Genomic DNA, 14,831 nt, shown 5'->3' with positions numbered 1-14,831 from the left:
CGTTCGAGAGGTCCCCCGTCGCGGGCCGACTGTTCGCTTCAGTCATCTGACGCTGTCTCCTGAGCGCTTAGCGAGTGTCGGTTGTGTCGCGCAGCACGTAACGGAACCAGAATCCCGCCGGTTTGTCACCTTCTTCTCGGAAAAAAGTTACTGATCAGCCAAAATGGGAGAGGAGTAACTTTTTCTATACATTGAGAGATATTCCTGGGCGGTGGCCTACAGCGCGGCGATGGCCTCGGCGATGCTGAGGACTCGCTTGGCGGACTCGACGTGGAGGGCCTCGACCATCTTGCCGTTGTAGGTCGCGACGCCGCTGCCGGCGGCCTCGAACGCCTCGATGAGACCCTTGGCGTCGGCCACGGCCTGCTCGCTGGGTGCGAAGCCTGCGTTGGCGCCCTCGACCTGGCTGGGGTGGACCAGCGTCTTGCCGTCGAACCCGAAGATCCGGCCCTGCTCGACCTCGGCCGCGTAGCCCTCGGCGTCCTTCACGTTGTTGTAGACGCCGTCGAGGATGACCTTGCCGCTCGCGCGCGCGGCGAGCACCGCGAGCTGGAGCGACGTGACCAGGTTGGCGCGGGCGGGGACGTGGTCGACGTAGAGCTCCTTGACCAGGTCGTTCGTGCCCAGGACGAGCACCGTCAGCCGCTCGGAGGCGGAGGCGATCTCCTCGGCGTGGAGGATGGCGTACGGGCTCTCGATCATCGCCCAGAGCTTGGTGTGCTCCGGGACGCCGGCCTTCTCGAAGGCGGCGACGAGGTCGAGCACCTGCTGGGGGCTGTTGACCTTGGGGACGACGATCGCGTCGGGGCCGGCCTTGGCGGCAGCCGCCAGGTCGTCCGCGTGCCACTCGGTGTCGGCGCCGTTGATGCGGATGGTGAGGTACTTGTTGCCGTACTCGCCCGACGTGACGGCCGCGGCCGCGTTCTCGCGCGCCTCCGACTTCGCGTCGGGGGCGACGGCGTCCTCGAGGTCGAGGATCAGCGCGTCGGCGGCGATCGTCTTGGCCTTCTCGAGGGCACGCGTGTTGGAGCTCGGCATGTAGAGGACCGAGCGGAGGGGACGGAAGGTCTCGGTCATGATCAGTCCTCGATCTCGATGGTGTCGTAGAGCTCCTTGAGCTTCGGGTCGATGGCGGCCAGCTCCTCGGCGAGGTCGACGAGGACCAGGCACTGCTTCAGCGAGGCGTCGTCCTCCATCTTGCCGTCGAGCATGACCGCACCGGTGCCGTCGCCCATCGCGGCGACCACGCGACGGGCGTGCTTGATGTCCTCGACGCTGGGGGAGAAGACGCGGTTGGCGATCTCGATCTGCTTGGGGTGCAGGCTCCAGGTGCCGACGCAGCCGAGCAGGAAGGCGTTGCGGAACTGGTCCTCGGCCGCGACCACGTCGGTGATGTCGCCGAAGGGGCCGTAGTAGGGGTAGATCCCGGCCTCGGCACAGGCGTCGACCATCTTGGCGATCGTGTAGTGCCACAGGTCCTGCTGGAAGATCGCGCGGTTGCCGTGGATGTCGCCGTCGACCGGGTCCTGGCGGACCAGGTAGCCCGGGTGGCCGCCGCCGACGCGGGTGGTCTTCATCTTGCGGTCGGCCGCGAGGTCGGCCGGGCCGAGGCTGATGCCCTGCATGCGCGGCGAGGCGAGGGCGATCTCCTCGACGTTGGCCACGCCGCGCGCGGTCTCGAGGATCGCGTGGATGAGGATCGGCCTTTGGATGCCGCCCTTGGCCTCGAGCTGCGCCAGCAGCCGGTCGACGTAGTGGATGTCCTCGGGGCCCTGCACCTTCGGCACCATCACGACGTCGAGCTTGTCGCCGATCTCGGTGACCAGGGTGACGAGGTCGTCGAGCACCCACGGGGAGTCGAGGCTGTTGATCCGGGTCCAGAGCTGGGTCTTGCCGAAGTCGGTCGCCTTGGCGATCTCGACCAGGCCCTCGCGCGCGGCGACCTTGTTGTCGGCCTTGACGGCGTCCTCCAGGTTGCCGAGGAGCACGTCGACGGTGCCGACCATGGCGGGCACCTTGGCCGCCATCTTCGGGTTCGACGGGTCGAAGAAATGGATCGCGCGACTCGGCCGTGCCGGGATCTCCCGCAGCGGTGCGGGAGCGCCCACCGCCAACGGCGCGAAGAAGTCCTTAGGGCTCTTGTGACTCATGCCGGTCACCCTAACGGCCGGGGGTTACCGGTCGGTAGGCGTCTCGGCTTGTAACGATCACGGTCGGCGGCGGGAGGGGTGGTCCTTCGGTACGCGGGCACCGTGCCGGATCCGGGCGCCGGCGTCGAAGCCGGCGAGGACGGAGCGCACCGTGGTGCGCAGCTTGCGGTTCTTCCTGGTGTTGGTCATGACTCCATCGTGCTCGTGCGACGCCCCTCGGAGGAGTGGCAGGATTGACTATAAATGTTAGGTTCTTGCCATGCCTGCGAAGCCGTCCATCGCCATCCCGATCGTCGAGGGGATGACCCTCTTCGAGATCGGGATGCCGCTCGAGGCGCTCGGCTACGACTGGGACCACGACGCCAGCCCGCTCTACGACGTGGTGCTCTGCGGTGACCTGCGGGGCGTACGTGTCCACGGCGGGCCGCGGCTGACGCCGCAGCGTCCGATGGCCGCGCTGAGCGAGGCGGACACGGTGCTGGTGCCGGCCATCCGGCCGGGCGAGACGATCAGCCCGACCCTGCTCCGCGAGCTCCGGCGGGCCGCCGAGGGCGGAGCCCGGATGGTCTCGCTGTGCACCGGTGCCTTCGCCCTGGCCGAGGCCGGGCTGCTCGACGGTCGCCGAGCCACGACCCACTGGCGCTGGACGGAGCTGTTCCGGCGTACGTATCCGGGGGTCGTGCTCGACCCGCGGGCGATCTACGTCGACGACGGCGTGCTGACGAGCGCGGGCTCGGCCGCGGGGCTGGACCTGTGCCTCCACCTGATCCGCACCGACCACGGCCAGCACGCCGCCAACACCATCGCCCGCAACCTGGTGATCGCCTCGCACCGCGACGGCGACCAGGCCCAGTACGTCGCGGCCGACCCGCTCACCGAGCAGGCCCACTGGCTCGACGAGCTGCGCACCTGGCTCCGCGCCAACCTGCATGAGGAGGTCACCCTCGAGCGCCTGGCCGCGGCCGCCGCGCTCTCGCCGCGCACCCTCGCCCGGCGCTTCGAGCGCGACCTCGCCACCACCCCGATGCGCTGGGTGGCGGCCGAGCGGATCGCGGTCGCCAAGACCCTCCTCGAGACCACGGACCTCCCGATCGACCGGATCAGCCACGAGGCCGGCTACTACTCCCCGGTGACCTTCAGGGCCGGGTTCACCTCGGAGGTCGGGGTGACGCCCGGTCGCTACCGGGCACGGTTCACCGCTCGGGCGGTGTGAGCGGCCCTCGCCGGCCGGACGGCGGGGCCGGCGATATTCGCTGTGCGCGGTCCATCGGTGGTGGGAGGCTGCCGGAAGGGCAGTGACAACGACAGGAGACGCCGATGTCCCTCACTCGCGTGCACAACTTCTCGATCTCCCTGGACGGCTTCGGGACCGGCGAGCCGCAGACCCTCGAGACGCCGTTCGGCCATGCCGGCGAGCGTCTCCATGAGTGGATGTTCGTCGACTCCACGGGGGTCGACGACCTCTTCGCCCGGCAGTACTCGACCGGGATCGGCGCCGAGATCATGGGCGCCAACAAGTTCGGCCCGCCGGGATGGCACGAGGACCCGGAATGGAAGGGATGGTGGGGCGACAACCCGCCCTACCACCACCCGGCCTTCGTGCTGACCCACCACACGCGCGAGCCGATCGAGATGGAGGGCGGCACCACCTTCCTCTTCCGTGACGCGACGCCGGCCGAGGTCCTGGAGGAGGCGCGTGCGGCGGCGGACGGCCAGGACGTGCTCATCGGCGGCGGGGCCACGGTGGTGCGCGACTTCGTCCGGGCCGGTCTCGTCGACCTCATGCATGTCGCCGTCGTCCCGATCGTGCTCGGCCGCGGCGTACGCCTGTGGGACGGTCTGGAGGAGCTCGAGTCGACCTTCGACGTCGAGTCCGTCGCCTCGCCCAGCGGCGTCACCCACCTCACCTTCTCGCGCAGGCGGTGAGGCTCAGCGCCGCTGCCACCAGCGGCGCTTCTTCTCCGGTGTGGTGGCCTGGCGGCGTCTGGCGGCCTCCACCCTGGCCGCGCGGCGCTCGCGCCAGGCGGCCAAGGTGGCGTCGACGTCGCGGGGCATGGTGATCAGCGGCGGCCCCTCGGGCGCGCCGTAGCGGGCCGCGATCACGCGCTCGTTGAACTCCTCGACGATCCTGCGGGCGCCGTCCTCGGTGGTCTGGGTGTCGAGGAGGTCGTCGAGCTCGGCGTCGTCCTTGCGGAGCTGGACCGACCGGGGGAGCACGACGATCTGCTCGCGCTCGACGAGCTGCTTGACCCACCAGTCGGGGTCGTGGTCGCGGTCGAGGTTCTTGATCGGCTTGCCGGCGCCGGGCAGGTTGTCGAACTCGCCGCGCTGGATCGACTGCTGCACCTGGAGGTCGACCCACTTGGCCTGGTTCTCGATCCGGGCGGCGGCCGCGGCCTTGCTGGCAGCGTCGGAGAGAGGGGCAGCCTGCGTCTCCGGGCGCTCCTCGGGCCGGTCCTCGCTCGTGGGCATGTGATCACCTCCAGCGCGGGAAAGTTTACCGAGCGCTGGTTGTGCGGCGGGTTGTTCGGCGGGGCAGCAGGAGCAGCAGCCCGGCGACGAGCGCGGTGACCCCGCACACCGCCCACACCGTCAGATAGCCCGACAGCGGCGCGTGCGCCTCGCCGCTGATCGACCCGTCCGCGGCGAGCGCGATGGCGAAGACCGCCGAGGCGATGGCGCCGCCGACCGTCTTGGTGGCGTTGGTCATGCCGGTGGCGAACGCGGTGCGGGAGGCGGGCGCGGCCGCGGCGGCGGCCGCCGGCAGCGAGGCCACCAGCGCTCCCGAGCCGAGCCCGACGACCGCCATGTTGAGCAGGCCCTGGCCGGTGGAGCCGTGGAACGGGAGCCACATCAGATAGCCGGCAGCGACCAGGAAGCACGCCACCGCTTGGGCACGCGTCGGCCCGAGGAACCGGGCCCACAGCGGGAAGGTGAAGGCCGAGACGGCCATCGCGATGACGTACTCCGCGATCAGCAACGACACGAACGACGCGTCCGCTCCCAGCCCGAAGCCGGCCTCGGCGGGGTCGGTGCGCGCGAAGGTCGACAACGGGATCTGCGCCCCCAGCACCGACATCCCGAACAGGAACGCGGTCAGCTGGATCGGCCACTGCCCGCGCGAGACCAGCAGGCGTACGTCGATCAGCGGCTCTCTCCGGTCGGCGTCGTCCAGCGCGGTCTCGATGCGCCAGAACGGGACCAGCGTGAGCAGCCCCAGGACCACGAGTGCCCAGGCCAGCAGGGACCCGGCGCCGAGGACGCGTACGCCGACCAGGCCGGCCATGACCAGGCCGAGCACGAGCGTCAGCACGGTCAGCCCGAGCCAGTCGAAGGCACCGCCGCCGGCCCCGGAGTCGCTCTCGATGCCGACGGCGATGACGACGAAGACCGCGGTCACGGCCACGGCCGGGAAGGCGAGGATCGCGGTCATCGGCAGCACCCCGACGAGAGCACCCGCGGCGACCGCGCCGACGATCACCGAGAGCTGCAGCGCTCCGACCAGGACGCCGGCGGCCCGCCGGGTCAGCGCGGTGTCGCCCCCGGTGCGCTTGTGGACGATGGCGACCTCGAGCGGGAGCCAGATGACGTAGGCGCCCTGGATCGACCAGGCCACCAGGAACGAGCCGAAGTCGGGGGCGACCACGGTCCACCAGGTGGCGAGCGCGGTGATCCCGGTCGCCAGCAGGAGCACCTTCTTGTGGCCGATCAGGTCGCCGAGCCGGGCGAGCGGCGGGACGCACAGTGCCGAGACGATCAGCTGCCCGGCCTCGAGCCAATTGAGGTCGGCGTCGGAGACGCCGAGGTGGTCGGCGAGGTCGGAGAAGATCGGGGTGTAGTAGCCCTGCAGGATGCCGCTGGCGAACTCGACGGCCACCAGGAAGCCGACGATCACCCAGATCCCGCGGGCGGCCTTCTCCAGGCCGGTGCTGTTCTGGCGTTCAGTGGTCACAGCGACTCGATCAACCTTCGGTAGAAGCGGATCCCGTCGAGGTAGTCATCGACCCTGATGTTCTCGTCGGCGGCGTGGATGGTGGCCCGCTGGGCTGCGGTCATCCGGAACGGCGCGAACCGGTAGACCCGGTCGCTGATCTCGTAGAAGAAGCGCGAGTCGGTCGCGGCCATGACGGTGTAGGGAGCCGGCACCGCCTCCGGGAAGATCTCCGCGATGGTGTCGGTGATCTTCGCGAAGGCCTCGTCACGAGGCGAGATCGGGGACGGCTCACCCGCGCGGACGACCTCGATCGCTACCTGCTTGTCGCCGATCGCGGCCCGCAGCCGCTCGACGACCTCGGCGACCGTCTCGCCGACCATGATCCTCAGGTTGACCCCGGCCGAGGCCGCCGAGGCGATCACGTTGGCCGCCGGGCTGCCCTCGAGCGTCGTGATCGCGACGGTGGTGCGGGTCAGCGCGGCGGGCTCCGGTCCGAGCCGGGTCAGCAGCCGGGCCAGCGCCGGCGCCAGCCTCCCGGCGTTGGCGAGCACGGGCTGCAGGGGCTTGGCGGCGTACGGGGCGATCCGCTCGAACATCTCGACCGTCGGCGCCGGCAGCTGCACCGGCATCGACATCCGGTCGAGCCGGGTGATCGCGCGGGCCAGCCGCGCGGTCGGGCCGTTCCGTCGTGGGGTGGAGGAGTGGCCGCCGTCGCCGGTGACCCGGAGGCGTACGTCGGTGGTGCCCTTCTCGGCGACGCCGACGACACCGACCGGAGCCGTGATGGTGGGGAACGCGTCGAAGGCGACCGCGCCACCCTCGTCGAGCACGAACCAGGGCGCGACCCCTTGCCTCCGCAGCTCCTCGACCGCCGCCCGCGCAGCTTCGCCGGTCGTCTCCTCGTCGGAGCCGAACGACAACCACACGTCGTACGCCGGCGCGAACCCCTCCACGAGGAGCCCCTCGACCGCGGCGCAGATGGCGACGAGCTGGCCCTTGTCGTCGAGGGTGCCGCGCCCGTGGATCACGCCGTCGACGATCTCGCCGCCGAACGGGTCGTGGGTCCACTCGCCCGCGATCGGGACGACGTCCTGGTGGGCCATCAGCACGACCGGCCTGTCCGCCGAGGCGCCGGGCCAGCGGAAGAGGAGCCCGTGCCTGCCGACCGGGATGAGGTCGAGGGAGGAGTGGAGCTGCGGGAAGTGCTCGCGCAACGCGTCGTGGAGCTGCTCGAACGCCTGCTGCTCCGCCCCCGAGCCGTCGTTGACGGTCGGGGCCCGAAGTGCGTCCTGAAGAGCGGCAACGGGGTCGAGTGTCATGACCGAAACCTAGTCGGTCCCGGGTGGTGCGGATGACCCCGTTGACGACTCCGTCACCAGTTTGTGGCGCTCCCGGGCAGCTGCACGTCACGCGGGTGGATGACGTAGGTGATCCCGTCGGTCGAGGTCTGCCAGACCCGCTCGAAGTTATCGCGGGTGTAGACGTTGCGCACCTCGTCGTTGGAGGCGTGGTTCGGGTCGTAGACGACCGGGTCGCCCTCGGCGGTGAAGCCGCCGATGACCAGCAGGTGGCCGTCGGTGCCGTAGCCCGCCTCCGGCATCTCCTCACGCTCCCAGCTGGCCGAGACGACCAACGGGAAACCGGCCGCCACCAGGGTCTCGGCCTCGGCCAGCGAACGCAGCCTGGTCACGGCCCCGTCCAGCCCCCAGCGGCCGGCGTAGGCGGTGTTGAACGGCCAGTTGCCGGCGCCCTCGTAGGCGTAGTCCCAGGTGTTGATCGCGGCGTAGGCGACCTGCGGGTCGCCGTGGGGCGCCTCGATGCCCGCCAGCTCGCTCGCCGGGACCTCGTGACCCCAGTGGTACTGCACCATCGTCGTCGACGTCGGCGAGCACCAGACCTGGCCGCCGCCGCCGAACTCCGGGTATTCGCCGCGGTGGATGTTCTGGCTGAACGGTGGGACGCCGAGGTCGATCGCGTCGTCGAGGGTCGGCGTGCTCGTTCCCGGGTAGGCGGAGTCGGGCAGGTATTCGTTGGTCAGCGTCGCGACCGATCGCAGGCTGGGGGAGACGGTCGCGCCCTCGGGGCGCAGCAGGGTGATCCGGGTCTGGAAAGCCTCGGGTTCCTTGCCGGTCCGGGCGACGTACGTGTCGGTGTAGAGCGCCGCGTCGGTGTCGCTCTGTCCCTCGACCGAGGTGCGGTGGATGTCGCCGGCCGCGAAGTCGTCGCCGGCCGTCCAGCGACCCATCACGAACCACTTCGTCCAGGTGCCGTCCGCCTTCCGGCCGCGGAACCGGATCTCGGCCCAGGTGCCGGTCGGGGTGTCGACGTCCCACGAGGTGATCGACTCGTCGATCGCGTACCCGGTCGTGACCACCGGCGAGGTCCAGGTGCCGAGCTCGTACGTCCTCGCCGAGCCGTCGCCGAACGGGTCGGTGTAGGTCGTCGTCTGGCTGCCATGGCCGATCCGGAGGGTGCCGTGCCGGTCCGGCCGCAGGTTGCTCGACCTGCCCTTCGCGAAGTCCTCGAGGCTGTTCCACCGGGTGAGGGTGATCTCGGTGGGCTGGGTCTCAGGCTCGGCCGCGTGGACCGGAGTCGTTGGTGCGACCAGGACGGCTGCGGCGGCGAGGGCGGCGACGTACGCGAGGCGGGACCGAGATCTCATGTCGGAACGCTATTCCTCCGCGGAACGCGCGGCCACGACAATTCGTCGGTGCCGGCTGGCATCCTGGTCGACGTGAACAACTTCGCATCCGACGGCTGGTTCAAGGACGAGTTCCACAAGAGGTATGCCGAGTCGGCCAAGGAGATCGGCAGGTTCAACCTCGCCGTCTTCGGCAAGACCGGCGTCGGCAAGTCGACGCTGGTCAACGCCGTCTTCGGGGCGGAGGTGGCGAAGACCGGGATCGGTGAGCCGGTGACGAAGGAGTCGACGCTCTACCTGCACACCAGCGGCTTCTTCGGGCTGCTCGACACCCAGGGCCTGGAGATCGGCATCGAGGGCGACCGGGTGATCCGCGATCTGGCGAAGCTCATCCAGGAGCGGCGGCGCAAGCCGCAGTCGGAGCAGATCCACGTCGCCTGGTACGCCGTACGTTTCGCCGATCGCCGTTTCGAGGACACCGAGGCCGCGTTCGTCCAGAAGCTCGCCGACCTGGGGCTGCCGGTCGTGCAGGTGATGACCCAGGTGCCGACCTCACCGACCGGCGCCTACCACCCGGACGCGGTCGAGTTCGCCCAGCAGATCGACGCGCGCGGCCTGCCCGTGCACGGCGCGCGGGTCTACCTGACCAACGCCAAGGCCGACGACTTCTCGGGCCAGCAGGTCCACGGCCTGCAGGAACTTGTTGATGCCACCTTTCGATGCGCGCCTGCAGGCGTCGAGGAGGCCCTCACCGCGGCGCAGAGGGTGGATCTCAAGCGGAAGCAGGAGCAGGCGAACACCGTGATCGCGGGTGCCGCGACCGCGGCCGGCGCCGCCGGTGCCACCCCGATCCCGTTCTCCGACGCGGTCGTCCTGGTGCCGATCCAGCTCGGGATGATGGCGCGCATCTCGGCGATCTACGGCATCGAGGTGGACAAGGCGGCGATGGCGTCGATCGCCGCCACCGCGGCCGCCACCCAGGCCGGGCGCACCGTGGCCGGCAACCTGCTCAAGCTGGTCCCCGGCTTCGGCACCGTCGGCGGCGGCGCGATCAACGCCACCGTCGCCGCGGGCTTCACCGGCGCCATCGGCGCCGCCTGGTCGGCCGTCTGCATCAAGCTCGGCGAGGGCAAGCTCCGAGGCGTCAACGGGGCCCTGGACACCGAGAGCATCCGGTCGTTGTTCCTCGACGAGCTGAAGAACCAGGTCTCGAAGCTGAAGCTCCACGCCAAGGAGAAGTGAGACCTCTCAGTCGGCCATCGCCGCCTCGTACGCCGCAGCGAGCTGCTCGCTCGCGCGCGGAGCGTCCGGGTCGGGCCGAGGCGTGCCGAGGTGGAGCTCGCGGAGCTCGTCCATGAACGACTCGACCATCTCGGGACCCGCGTCGCGCAGCAGCTCCGCACGCACCCGTAGCTGCCGGGTGCCGTCACGATGGGCGAGTCCCCAGTTGCCCAGCGCGACCATGATCGGCAGCGTCTGGATGCCGGCCTCGGTCAGCGCGTAGGCGGCCCGCTGGCCGCGGCCGGCCTGCTCCTTGGTCAGCAGTCCGCCCTCGACGAGCTTCTTCAGCCGGCTGCTGAGGATGTTGGAGGCGATGCCCTCCTCGGAGCTCGCCAGCAGCTCGCGGAAGTGGCGCCGGTTCCCGAACATCACGTCGCGCAGCACGATCACCGACCAGGGGTCGCCGAAGACCTCCACGGCTGCGTTGATCGGGCAGCCCGACCTGGGTTCGCTCACTGGCCTGCTCCTGTCCGGAAATAGTGGTTGCAATCTGCAATCGGAAAGTCTACTCTCGGTCGCAGTGATTGCAAAGTGCAATCACTCTGAGCTTGAGGAGATCGCCATGTCACTCGTCCGTGCTCACAACATCGGCATCTCGCTGGACGGCTTCGCCACCGGTGAGGGTCTGAGTCTCGAAGCGCCGTTCGGACACGCCGGCCACCGGCTGATGGAGTGGTTCTTCCCGACCGCGACGTTCCAGGCCGCCACCGGGGTCCGCGAGCGGATGGAGGTCGACCCGGCGGCCGAGCCGGACGACGTCTTCGCCCGGCGCGGCTGGGAGGGCATCGGCGCCGAGATCATGGGTGCCGGCAAGTTCGGACCGCCGGGATGGCAGGACGACGCCGACTGGACCGGCTGGTGGGGCGAGGAGCCGCCGTTCCACACCCCGACCTTCGTCCTGACCCACCAGCCCCGCGAGTCGATCGAGTTGAAGGGCGGCACCGTCTTCCACTTCCGCAACGCCCCGATCGAGGAGGTCCTGGCCGAGGCGCAGGAGGCGGCCGACGGCCAGGACGTACGCCTCGGCGGGGGCCCCTCCTCGATCCGGGACTACCTCGCGGCCGGTCTCGTCGACCACCTGCACGTGGCCGTCACCCCGATCATCCTGGGTCGTGGCGTACGGCTGTGGGACGGGTTGGAGGCGCTCGAGGACGGCTACGAGGTGGCCGCGACCACCACGCCGAGCGGCGTCACCCACGTGACCTTCGACCGGAAGCAGGTCTCGTGATGACCGGCAAGGTGCTGTGGCACTTCTCCATGTCGCTGGACGGGTTCGTCGACGCCCGCGAGCCGGGGATGGCGTGGCTGAAGGGCGTCACCGGCCCGCCCGGGGTCGCGGAGGCGTACTCCGCCCAGCTCGGCGCCGTCCTGGGCGGGCGCAACGGTCACGACGCCTACCCCGATGCGATGCCGTACGGGGACTGGCAGGGTCCGGTCTTCATCCTCACCAACCACCCCGAGGACGCCCGGCCGCAGGAGCACGTGACGTTCCTCAGCTGCGACGTCGGCGAGGCGCTGCGGATCGCCGTCGAGGCAGCCGACGGGAAGAACGTCGAGGTCCATTCCGCCGACATCGGCCGCCAGCTCCTCGAACGCGGCCTGATCGACCAGATCGACCTGCACATCGCGCCGGTCCTCTTGGGCGACGGCATCCGCCTCTACGACAACCCCGGCGCCGAGCCGATCCGGCTGCACAACCTCATCGGCGACGATCCGCACCTGGAGGTCGACCTCCGCTACGCCCCGGCGCGTTCCTGAGGCCCTAGGGTGCAGGCGTGGTCAGTCTTCTCTCGCTCCCGCTCCTGCAGACTCCCCGCGCCCGCGTCGCTCGCGCGCTTCGGTCGGTGACCGGCGGCCCCAGCCCTCTCGATGAACGGACCGTGCTGATCACCGGCGCCAGCTCCGGGATCGGTGAGGCCACCGCGTACGCCGCGGCGCGACGTGGCGCGCACGTGCTCCTCGCCGCACGCCGGAGCGAGGAGCTCGAGCGGGTGCGGAAGGGCATCGAGGCGAGCGGCGGGAAGGCGTCGACGTACGTCGTGGACATGGCCGACGGCGACTCGATCGACGCGCTGGTGGAGCGGCTGCTGGCCGAGCACGGCGCGGTCGACTACCTGGTCAACAACGCGGGTCGGTCGATCCGGCGCTCGCTGGAGCTGACCCACGACCGCTTCCACGACTTCGAGCGGATGATGGCGGTCAACTACTTCGGTGCGGTGCGGCTCACGATGGGCCTGCTGCCGGCGATGCGGGCCCAGCGGTTCGGCCACGTGGTCAACATCGTCACCTGGGGCAACCAGATCAAGGCACCGAAGTTCGCCGCCTACATCGCCGCGAAGTCGGCCCTCGACGTCTTCGGGCGGATCCTGAGCCGCGAGGCCTACTTCGACAACGTCACCTGCACCAACATGCGGGTCGCGATCGTCCGGACGCCGATGATCGCGCCGACCGCGGAGTACGAGGGCCGCGGCGAGAGTCCCGAGGAGTGCGCCGAGCGGGTCGTCCGGGCGCTCGAGGACCGGCCGGTCACGGTCGACGGCGCGTTCGGCTCGGTCTTCGAGATCCTCAACATCGCGGCGCCCCGGCTGGCCGATCTCGCGATGGCGGTCTCCCACGTGCGTACGCCGGACTCGGCTGCGGCTCGTGGAGTGGATGTTCATCCAGGTATGCAGCGGAGCATCCACTTCCCTGGCGGAGGTCCACGAGGGGAATGATGGTTCGTCTGCATACCTAGACGAACATCCGCCCGGATCACCCCGCCCGGCGCATCGCCCGAAAGAGCCGTTCGATCGACTCGGCGGGGCGGTCGTAGTCGGACCAGATGAATCGGATCATCGCCGACCTGGTCAGCTCGCGCAGCTCGTCCTCTCGGCGCTTCTCCTCGAACACCACGTCACCTGGGTTCTGGCCAGGCTCGAGCAGCCTGCCGTACTTGACCTTTCCGTCGAACTCGCCGAGCAGACCGTACTGCGGCCATGCCCAGTCCGTGATGCCGGCGAGCGTGCCGTCGGGGCGACGCACCTCGTACTGCAGGACGGGCCGGGGGACGCCGTAGCGTTTGAACATCGCCGTGCCTCGCGACTCACCGACCGAGCCTGACCGCCCGTCGGCGTAGGGCAGCACCGTTCCCACGCGGCGCATGAAGGGCCAGTGCTCCATGATCGAGTACGCCGCGTCGAGCTGTTCCCGGTTGAACCTCTTGCTCCGCAGACCTGAGTCGAGCAGACACCACGCCGCCTCGGTGTCGATGCGTGATGCTGTCTCGAGTACGCACCGTTCCGGGCGCACCACCCGCTGACCTTCCACCTCGATGATGTCGTCGTGACCGGTGAACCCTTCATGGTGCACCACGTCACCCTCGATCCGGCCCGGGCCTCCGTCGAGCCGGGTGACGTGCACGCGGTCGAGCGGGACCCGCCAGAGGTCGATGTCGTGGCGTACGACTCCTGACGCGTGGCTCAACGCCACATTCGGCCCGAGCGCGTGGAGCACGGCGCTGGAGCGCACGCGGTGACGGCCGACGTCGTCGAGTTTCGCCCAGGCGGCCGCCGAGGCGTAGGCGCCCCTTCTGATCCGGTGCCACTCCTTGCGCCGAACCATCTTGGTGATCTCGCGGTCGGCGTAGCCCGCCGCCTTGGCGTGTTGTGTCGTGAAGAAGCCGGCTCGTTCGACGGCAAGGTCCAGTTCATCCATGGCCCGACCGTCGCCCGGTCGCGACTGCGTTTCCAGCCCGATCCGGATGCGTGTGGATAACCCGTGCATGAGATGCCCATGTGGATGGTCAGCGGCCCGGGGGATGTTGGTCTAGGTACGCAGCCGAACCGTCACTCCCCTCGTGGAACTCCGCTGGGGAAGTGGATGTTCGTCTGCATACCTAGACGAACATCCACCCCCCTCACCACCGGCCGCGGTGGACGACCTCCTCGAGCGGGGCCCGCTTGCGGCGGGTGGGCGAGCCCTTGGCGCCGCCGGAGGCGGGGTGGCCGATGGTGACGGCGCCGATGGGGTCGAAGTCGTCGGGGATGTCGAACGCCTTGCGGACGGCGGCGTCGGACTCCGGCGGGATGCCGAAGTAGAGCGCGCCGAGGCCCTCGTCGACCACCGTCTGCAGGATCAGCATGGTCGCCATCGCGGTGTCCATGTGCCAGAACGGCATCGGCCAGTGGGCCTCGTCGCGGTCGGTCCAGCCCTTGTCGGGCTCGGCGTAGCGGTCCAGGTAGGCGGCCTTGGACGAGCACGGGATGACGATCACCGGGGCCGTCATCATCCCGGTCAGCCACCTGTCGGGACTGTCCACGTCGGCCGTGGCCTCCCAGTAGCGGCGTACGTCCTCGGGGGTGTCGAGCACGAGGAAGGCCCAGCCCTGGGAGAAGCCGGCCGACGGCGCCCGGGTGGCGTTGTGCAGGATCTTGTCGATCACCTCAGGGTCGACCGGATCGCTGGTGTAGCTGCGGACCATCTTGCGGCGGCGTACGACCTCGGAGAACTCCATAGGCCCAGTCTGTCGTCTAAGGCGCTCGGGCCGGGGCTGAGGTCGGAAAGTAAGGCGCGCGACCGATCCCGGCACCTACCTCAGCGGAGGAGTCTTCTCGATGTCAGCAGGACAGCCCAGCAGGGCAACGAAACCAGGAGATCGAGATGTACAGCACCGTAGGTTACGAAGCAGAGGTCAAGTACCGCCGCCAGCAGATCCAGAAGGACCTGGCCAAGCGCCAGCGGGCCAGCGAGGCTCGTCAGACCCGACGCAACCGCACCCGCTGAGATGCGGGCGCGGGACCCACAACGCCGAGCAGGAGAGATCCGGCTCGGCGTTGTTCCATGTCCG

At 69.8% G+C, this 14,831-nt stretch carries 17 protein-coding genes; 7 read left to right on the top strand and 10 right to left on the bottom strand.

What is annotated here, in order from left to right:
• Window positions 1-216: 216 nt before the first annotated feature.
• From ACWZJV_RS11550 to ACWZJV_RS11540, 3 genes are read right to left on the bottom strand one after another with little or no spacing between them, the layout of a single operon-like run.
• Complete coding sequence (locus ACWZJV_RS11550) at window positions 217-1,077, bottom strand: HpcH/HpaI aldolase/citrate lyase family protein (RefSeq protein WP_196872592.1); 861 nt, start codon at window positions 1,075-1,077, stop codon at window positions 217-219.
• 2 nt (window positions 1,078-1,079) lie between these two features.
• Complete coding sequence (locus tag ACWZJV_RS11545; RefSeq protein ID WP_457181538.1) at window positions 1,080-2,150, bottom strand: HpcH/HpaI aldolase/citrate lyase family protein; 1,071 nt, start codon at window positions 2,148-2,150, stop codon at window positions 1,080-1,082.
• 57 nt (window positions 2,151-2,207) lie between these two features.
• The gene (locus ACWZJV_RS11540; RefSeq protein ID WP_008360370.1) at window positions 2,208-2,339 is read right to left on the bottom strand and encodes a hypothetical protein; all 132 of its coding nucleotides are present in this window, start codon (window positions 2,337-2,339) and stop codon (window positions 2,208-2,210) included.
• 70 nt (window positions 2,340-2,409) lie between these two features.
• Here ACWZJV_RS11540 and ACWZJV_RS11535 point away from each other — a divergent pair, with 70 nt between their 5' ends.
• Together ACWZJV_RS11535 and ACWZJV_RS11530 are read left to right on the top strand one after the other, a co-directional pair.
• A complete protein-coding gene (locus ACWZJV_RS11535; RefSeq protein WP_457181537.1) occupies window positions 2,410-3,363 on the top strand; it encodes a GlxA family transcriptional regulator in 954 nt (317 codons plus the stop codon).
• A gap of 104 nt (window positions 3,364-3,467) precedes the next feature.
• Window positions 3,468-4,076, top strand: a complete 609-nt coding sequence (locus tag ACWZJV_RS11530; protein ID WP_457181536.1) for a dihydrofolate reductase family protein — start codon at window positions 3,468-3,470, stop codon at window positions 4,074-4,076.
• A 3-nt stretch (window positions 4,077-4,079) separates the two neighbouring features.
• On the opposite strand, the gene ACWZJV_RS11525 is transcribed toward ACWZJV_RS11530, so the two are convergent.
• Genes ACWZJV_RS11525 through ACWZJV_RS11510 form a run of 4 tightly spaced genes read right to left on the bottom strand, consistent with a single transcriptional unit; the run spans window position 4,080 to window position 8,746 of the window.
• Window positions 4,080-4,622: a DnaJ family domain-containing protein gene (locus ACWZJV_RS11525; protein ID WP_008360376.1), complete on the bottom strand. Its 543-nt coding sequence runs from the start codon at window positions 4,620-4,622 to the stop codon at window positions 4,080-4,082.
• Between the two features lie 25 nt (window positions 4,623-4,647).
• Window positions 4,648-6,102, bottom strand: coding sequence for an MFS transporter (locus ACWZJV_RS11520; protein WP_457181535.1), 1,455 nt, complete (start codon window positions 6,100-6,102; stop codon window positions 4,648-4,650).
• The gene (locus ACWZJV_RS11515; RefSeq protein ID WP_457181534.1) at window positions 6,099-7,403 is read right to left on the bottom strand and encodes a M20/M25/M40 family metallo-hydrolase; all 1,305 of its coding nucleotides are present in this window, start codon (window positions 7,401-7,403) and stop codon (window positions 6,099-6,101) included. Before ACWZJV_RS11515 ends, ACWZJV_RS11520 begins: the two co-directional genes overlap by 4 nt.
• 53 nt (window positions 7,404-7,456) lie before the next feature.
• Entirely contained in the window at window positions 7,457-8,746 is a 1,290-nt protein-coding gene (locus ACWZJV_RS11510; RefSeq protein WP_457181533.1) for a C39 family peptidase, read from the bottom strand.
• A 48-nt stretch (window positions 8,747-8,794) separates the two neighbouring features.
• Between ACWZJV_RS11510 and ACWZJV_RS11505 the strand changes: the two genes are divergently transcribed.
• Window positions 8,795-9,967 carry a GTPase family protein gene (locus ACWZJV_RS11505; protein WP_457181532.1) on the top strand — a complete coding sequence of 391 codons (1,173 nt, stop codon included), beginning with the start codon at window positions 8,795-8,797 and terminating at the stop codon, window positions 9,965-9,967.
• Between the two features lie 6 nt (window positions 9,968-9,973).
• Here the strand turns inward: ACWZJV_RS11505 and ACWZJV_RS11500 are convergent, their stop codons facing one another.
• Window positions 9,974-10,462: a winged helix-turn-helix transcriptional regulator gene (locus ACWZJV_RS11500; protein WP_457181531.1), complete on the bottom strand. Its 489-nt coding sequence runs from the start codon at window positions 10,460-10,462 to the stop codon at window positions 9,974-9,976.
• A gap of 106 nt (window positions 10,463-10,568) precedes the next feature.
• Between ACWZJV_RS11500 and ACWZJV_RS11495 the strand changes: the two genes are divergently transcribed.
• From ACWZJV_RS11495 to ACWZJV_RS11485, 3 genes are read left to right on the top strand one after another with little or no spacing between them, the layout of a single operon-like run.
• On the top strand, window positions 10,569-11,234 hold the full coding sequence (locus tag ACWZJV_RS11495) for a dihydrofolate reductase family protein (RefSeq protein WP_457181530.1): 666 nt from the start codon (window positions 10,569-10,571) through the stop codon (window positions 11,232-11,234).
• Window positions 11,234-11,764, top strand: coding sequence for a dihydrofolate reductase family protein (locus tag ACWZJV_RS11490; RefSeq protein ID WP_457181529.1), 531 nt, complete (start codon window positions 11,234-11,236; stop codon window positions 11,762-11,764). Before ACWZJV_RS11495 ends, ACWZJV_RS11490 begins: the two co-directional genes overlap by 1 nt.
• Window positions 11,765-11,781: 17 nt before the next feature.
• Window positions 11,782-12,720, top strand: coding sequence for an SDR family NAD(P)-dependent oxidoreductase (locus ACWZJV_RS11485; RefSeq protein ID WP_457181528.1), 939 nt, complete (start codon window positions 11,782-11,784; stop codon window positions 12,718-12,720).
• Between the two features lie 37 nt (window positions 12,721-12,757).
• On the opposite strand, the gene ACWZJV_RS11480 is transcribed toward ACWZJV_RS11485, so the two are convergent.
• Both ACWZJV_RS11480 and ACWZJV_RS11475 read right to left on the bottom strand, forming a co-directional pair.
• A complete protein-coding gene (locus ACWZJV_RS11480) occupies window positions 12,758-13,699 on the bottom strand; it encodes a type IV toxin-antitoxin system AbiEi family antitoxin domain-containing protein (protein ID WP_457181527.1) in 942 nt (313 codons plus the stop codon).
• A gap of 202 nt (window positions 13,700-13,901) precedes the next feature.
• Window positions 13,902-14,498: a nitroreductase family protein gene (locus ACWZJV_RS11475; RefSeq protein ID WP_457181526.1), complete on the bottom strand. Its 597-nt coding sequence runs from the start codon at window positions 14,496-14,498 to the stop codon at window positions 13,902-13,904.
• A gap of 146 nt (window positions 14,499-14,644) precedes the next feature.
• Between ACWZJV_RS11475 and ACWZJV_RS11470 the strand changes: the two genes are divergently transcribed.
• Window positions 14,645-14,767, top strand: a complete 123-nt coding sequence (locus ACWZJV_RS11470) for a hypothetical protein (RefSeq protein WP_008360395.1) — start codon at window positions 14,645-14,647, stop codon at window positions 14,765-14,767.
• Window positions 14,768-14,831: the final 64 nt, after the last annotated feature.

It is taken from the genome of Nocardioides sp. WG-D5, assembly GCF_054031175.1.
The sequence above is the reverse complement of the archived record's forward strand: the minus strand, read 5'-3'. Positions and strand labels throughout refer to the sequence as shown.

Excerpts from the sequence above, each read along its gene's own strand:
- ACWZJV_RS11550 (WP_196872592.1), bottom strand. The coding sequence starts at position 1,077 with ATGACCGAGACCTTCCGTCCCCTCCGCTCGGTCCTCTACATGCCGAGC.
- ACWZJV_RS11545 (WP_457181538.1), bottom strand. The coding sequence starts at position 2,150 with ATGAGTCACAAGAGCCCTAAGGACTTCTTCGCGCCGTTGGCGGTGGGC.
- ACWZJV_RS11540 (WP_008360370.1), bottom strand. The coding sequence starts at position 2,339 with ATGACCAACACCAGGAAGAACCGCAAGCTGCGCACCACGGTGCGCTCC.
- ACWZJV_RS11535 (WP_457181537.1), top strand. The coding sequence starts at position 2,410 with ATGCCTGCGAAGCCGTCCATCGCCATCCCGATCGTCGAGGGGATGACC.
- ACWZJV_RS11530 (WP_457181536.1), top strand. The coding sequence starts at position 3,468 with ATGTCCCTCACTCGCGTGCACAACTTCTCGATCTCCCTGGACGGCTTC.
- ACWZJV_RS11525 (WP_008360376.1), bottom strand. The coding sequence starts at position 4,622 with ATGCCCACGAGCGAGGACCGGCCCGAGGAGCGCCCGGAGACGCAGGCT.
- ACWZJV_RS11515 (WP_457181534.1), bottom strand. The coding sequence starts at position 7,403 with ATGACACTCGACCCCGTTGCCGCTCTTCAGGACGCACTTCGGGCCCCG.
- ACWZJV_RS11510 (WP_457181533.1), bottom strand. The coding sequence starts at position 8,746 with ATGAGATCTCGGTCCCGCCTCGCGTACGTCGCCGCCCTCGCCGCCGCA.
- ACWZJV_RS11495 (WP_457181530.1), top strand. The coding sequence starts at position 10,569 with ATGTCACTCGTCCGTGCTCACAACATCGGCATCTCGCTGGACGGCTTC.
- ACWZJV_RS11490 (WP_457181529.1), top strand. The coding sequence starts at position 11,234 with ATGACCGGCAAGGTGCTGTGGCACTTCTCCATGTCGCTGGACGGGTTC.
- ACWZJV_RS11480 (WP_457181527.1), bottom strand. The coding sequence starts at position 13,699 with ATGGATGAACTGGACCTTGCCGTCGAACGAGCCGGCTTCTTCACGACA.
- ACWZJV_RS11475 (WP_457181526.1), bottom strand. The coding sequence starts at position 14,498 with ATGGAGTTCTCCGAGGTCGTACGCCGCCGCAAGATGGTCCGCAGCTAC.
- ACWZJV_RS11470 (WP_008360395.1), top strand. The coding sequence starts at position 14,645 with ATGTACAGCACCGTAGGTTACGAAGCAGAGGTCAAGTACCGCCGCCAG.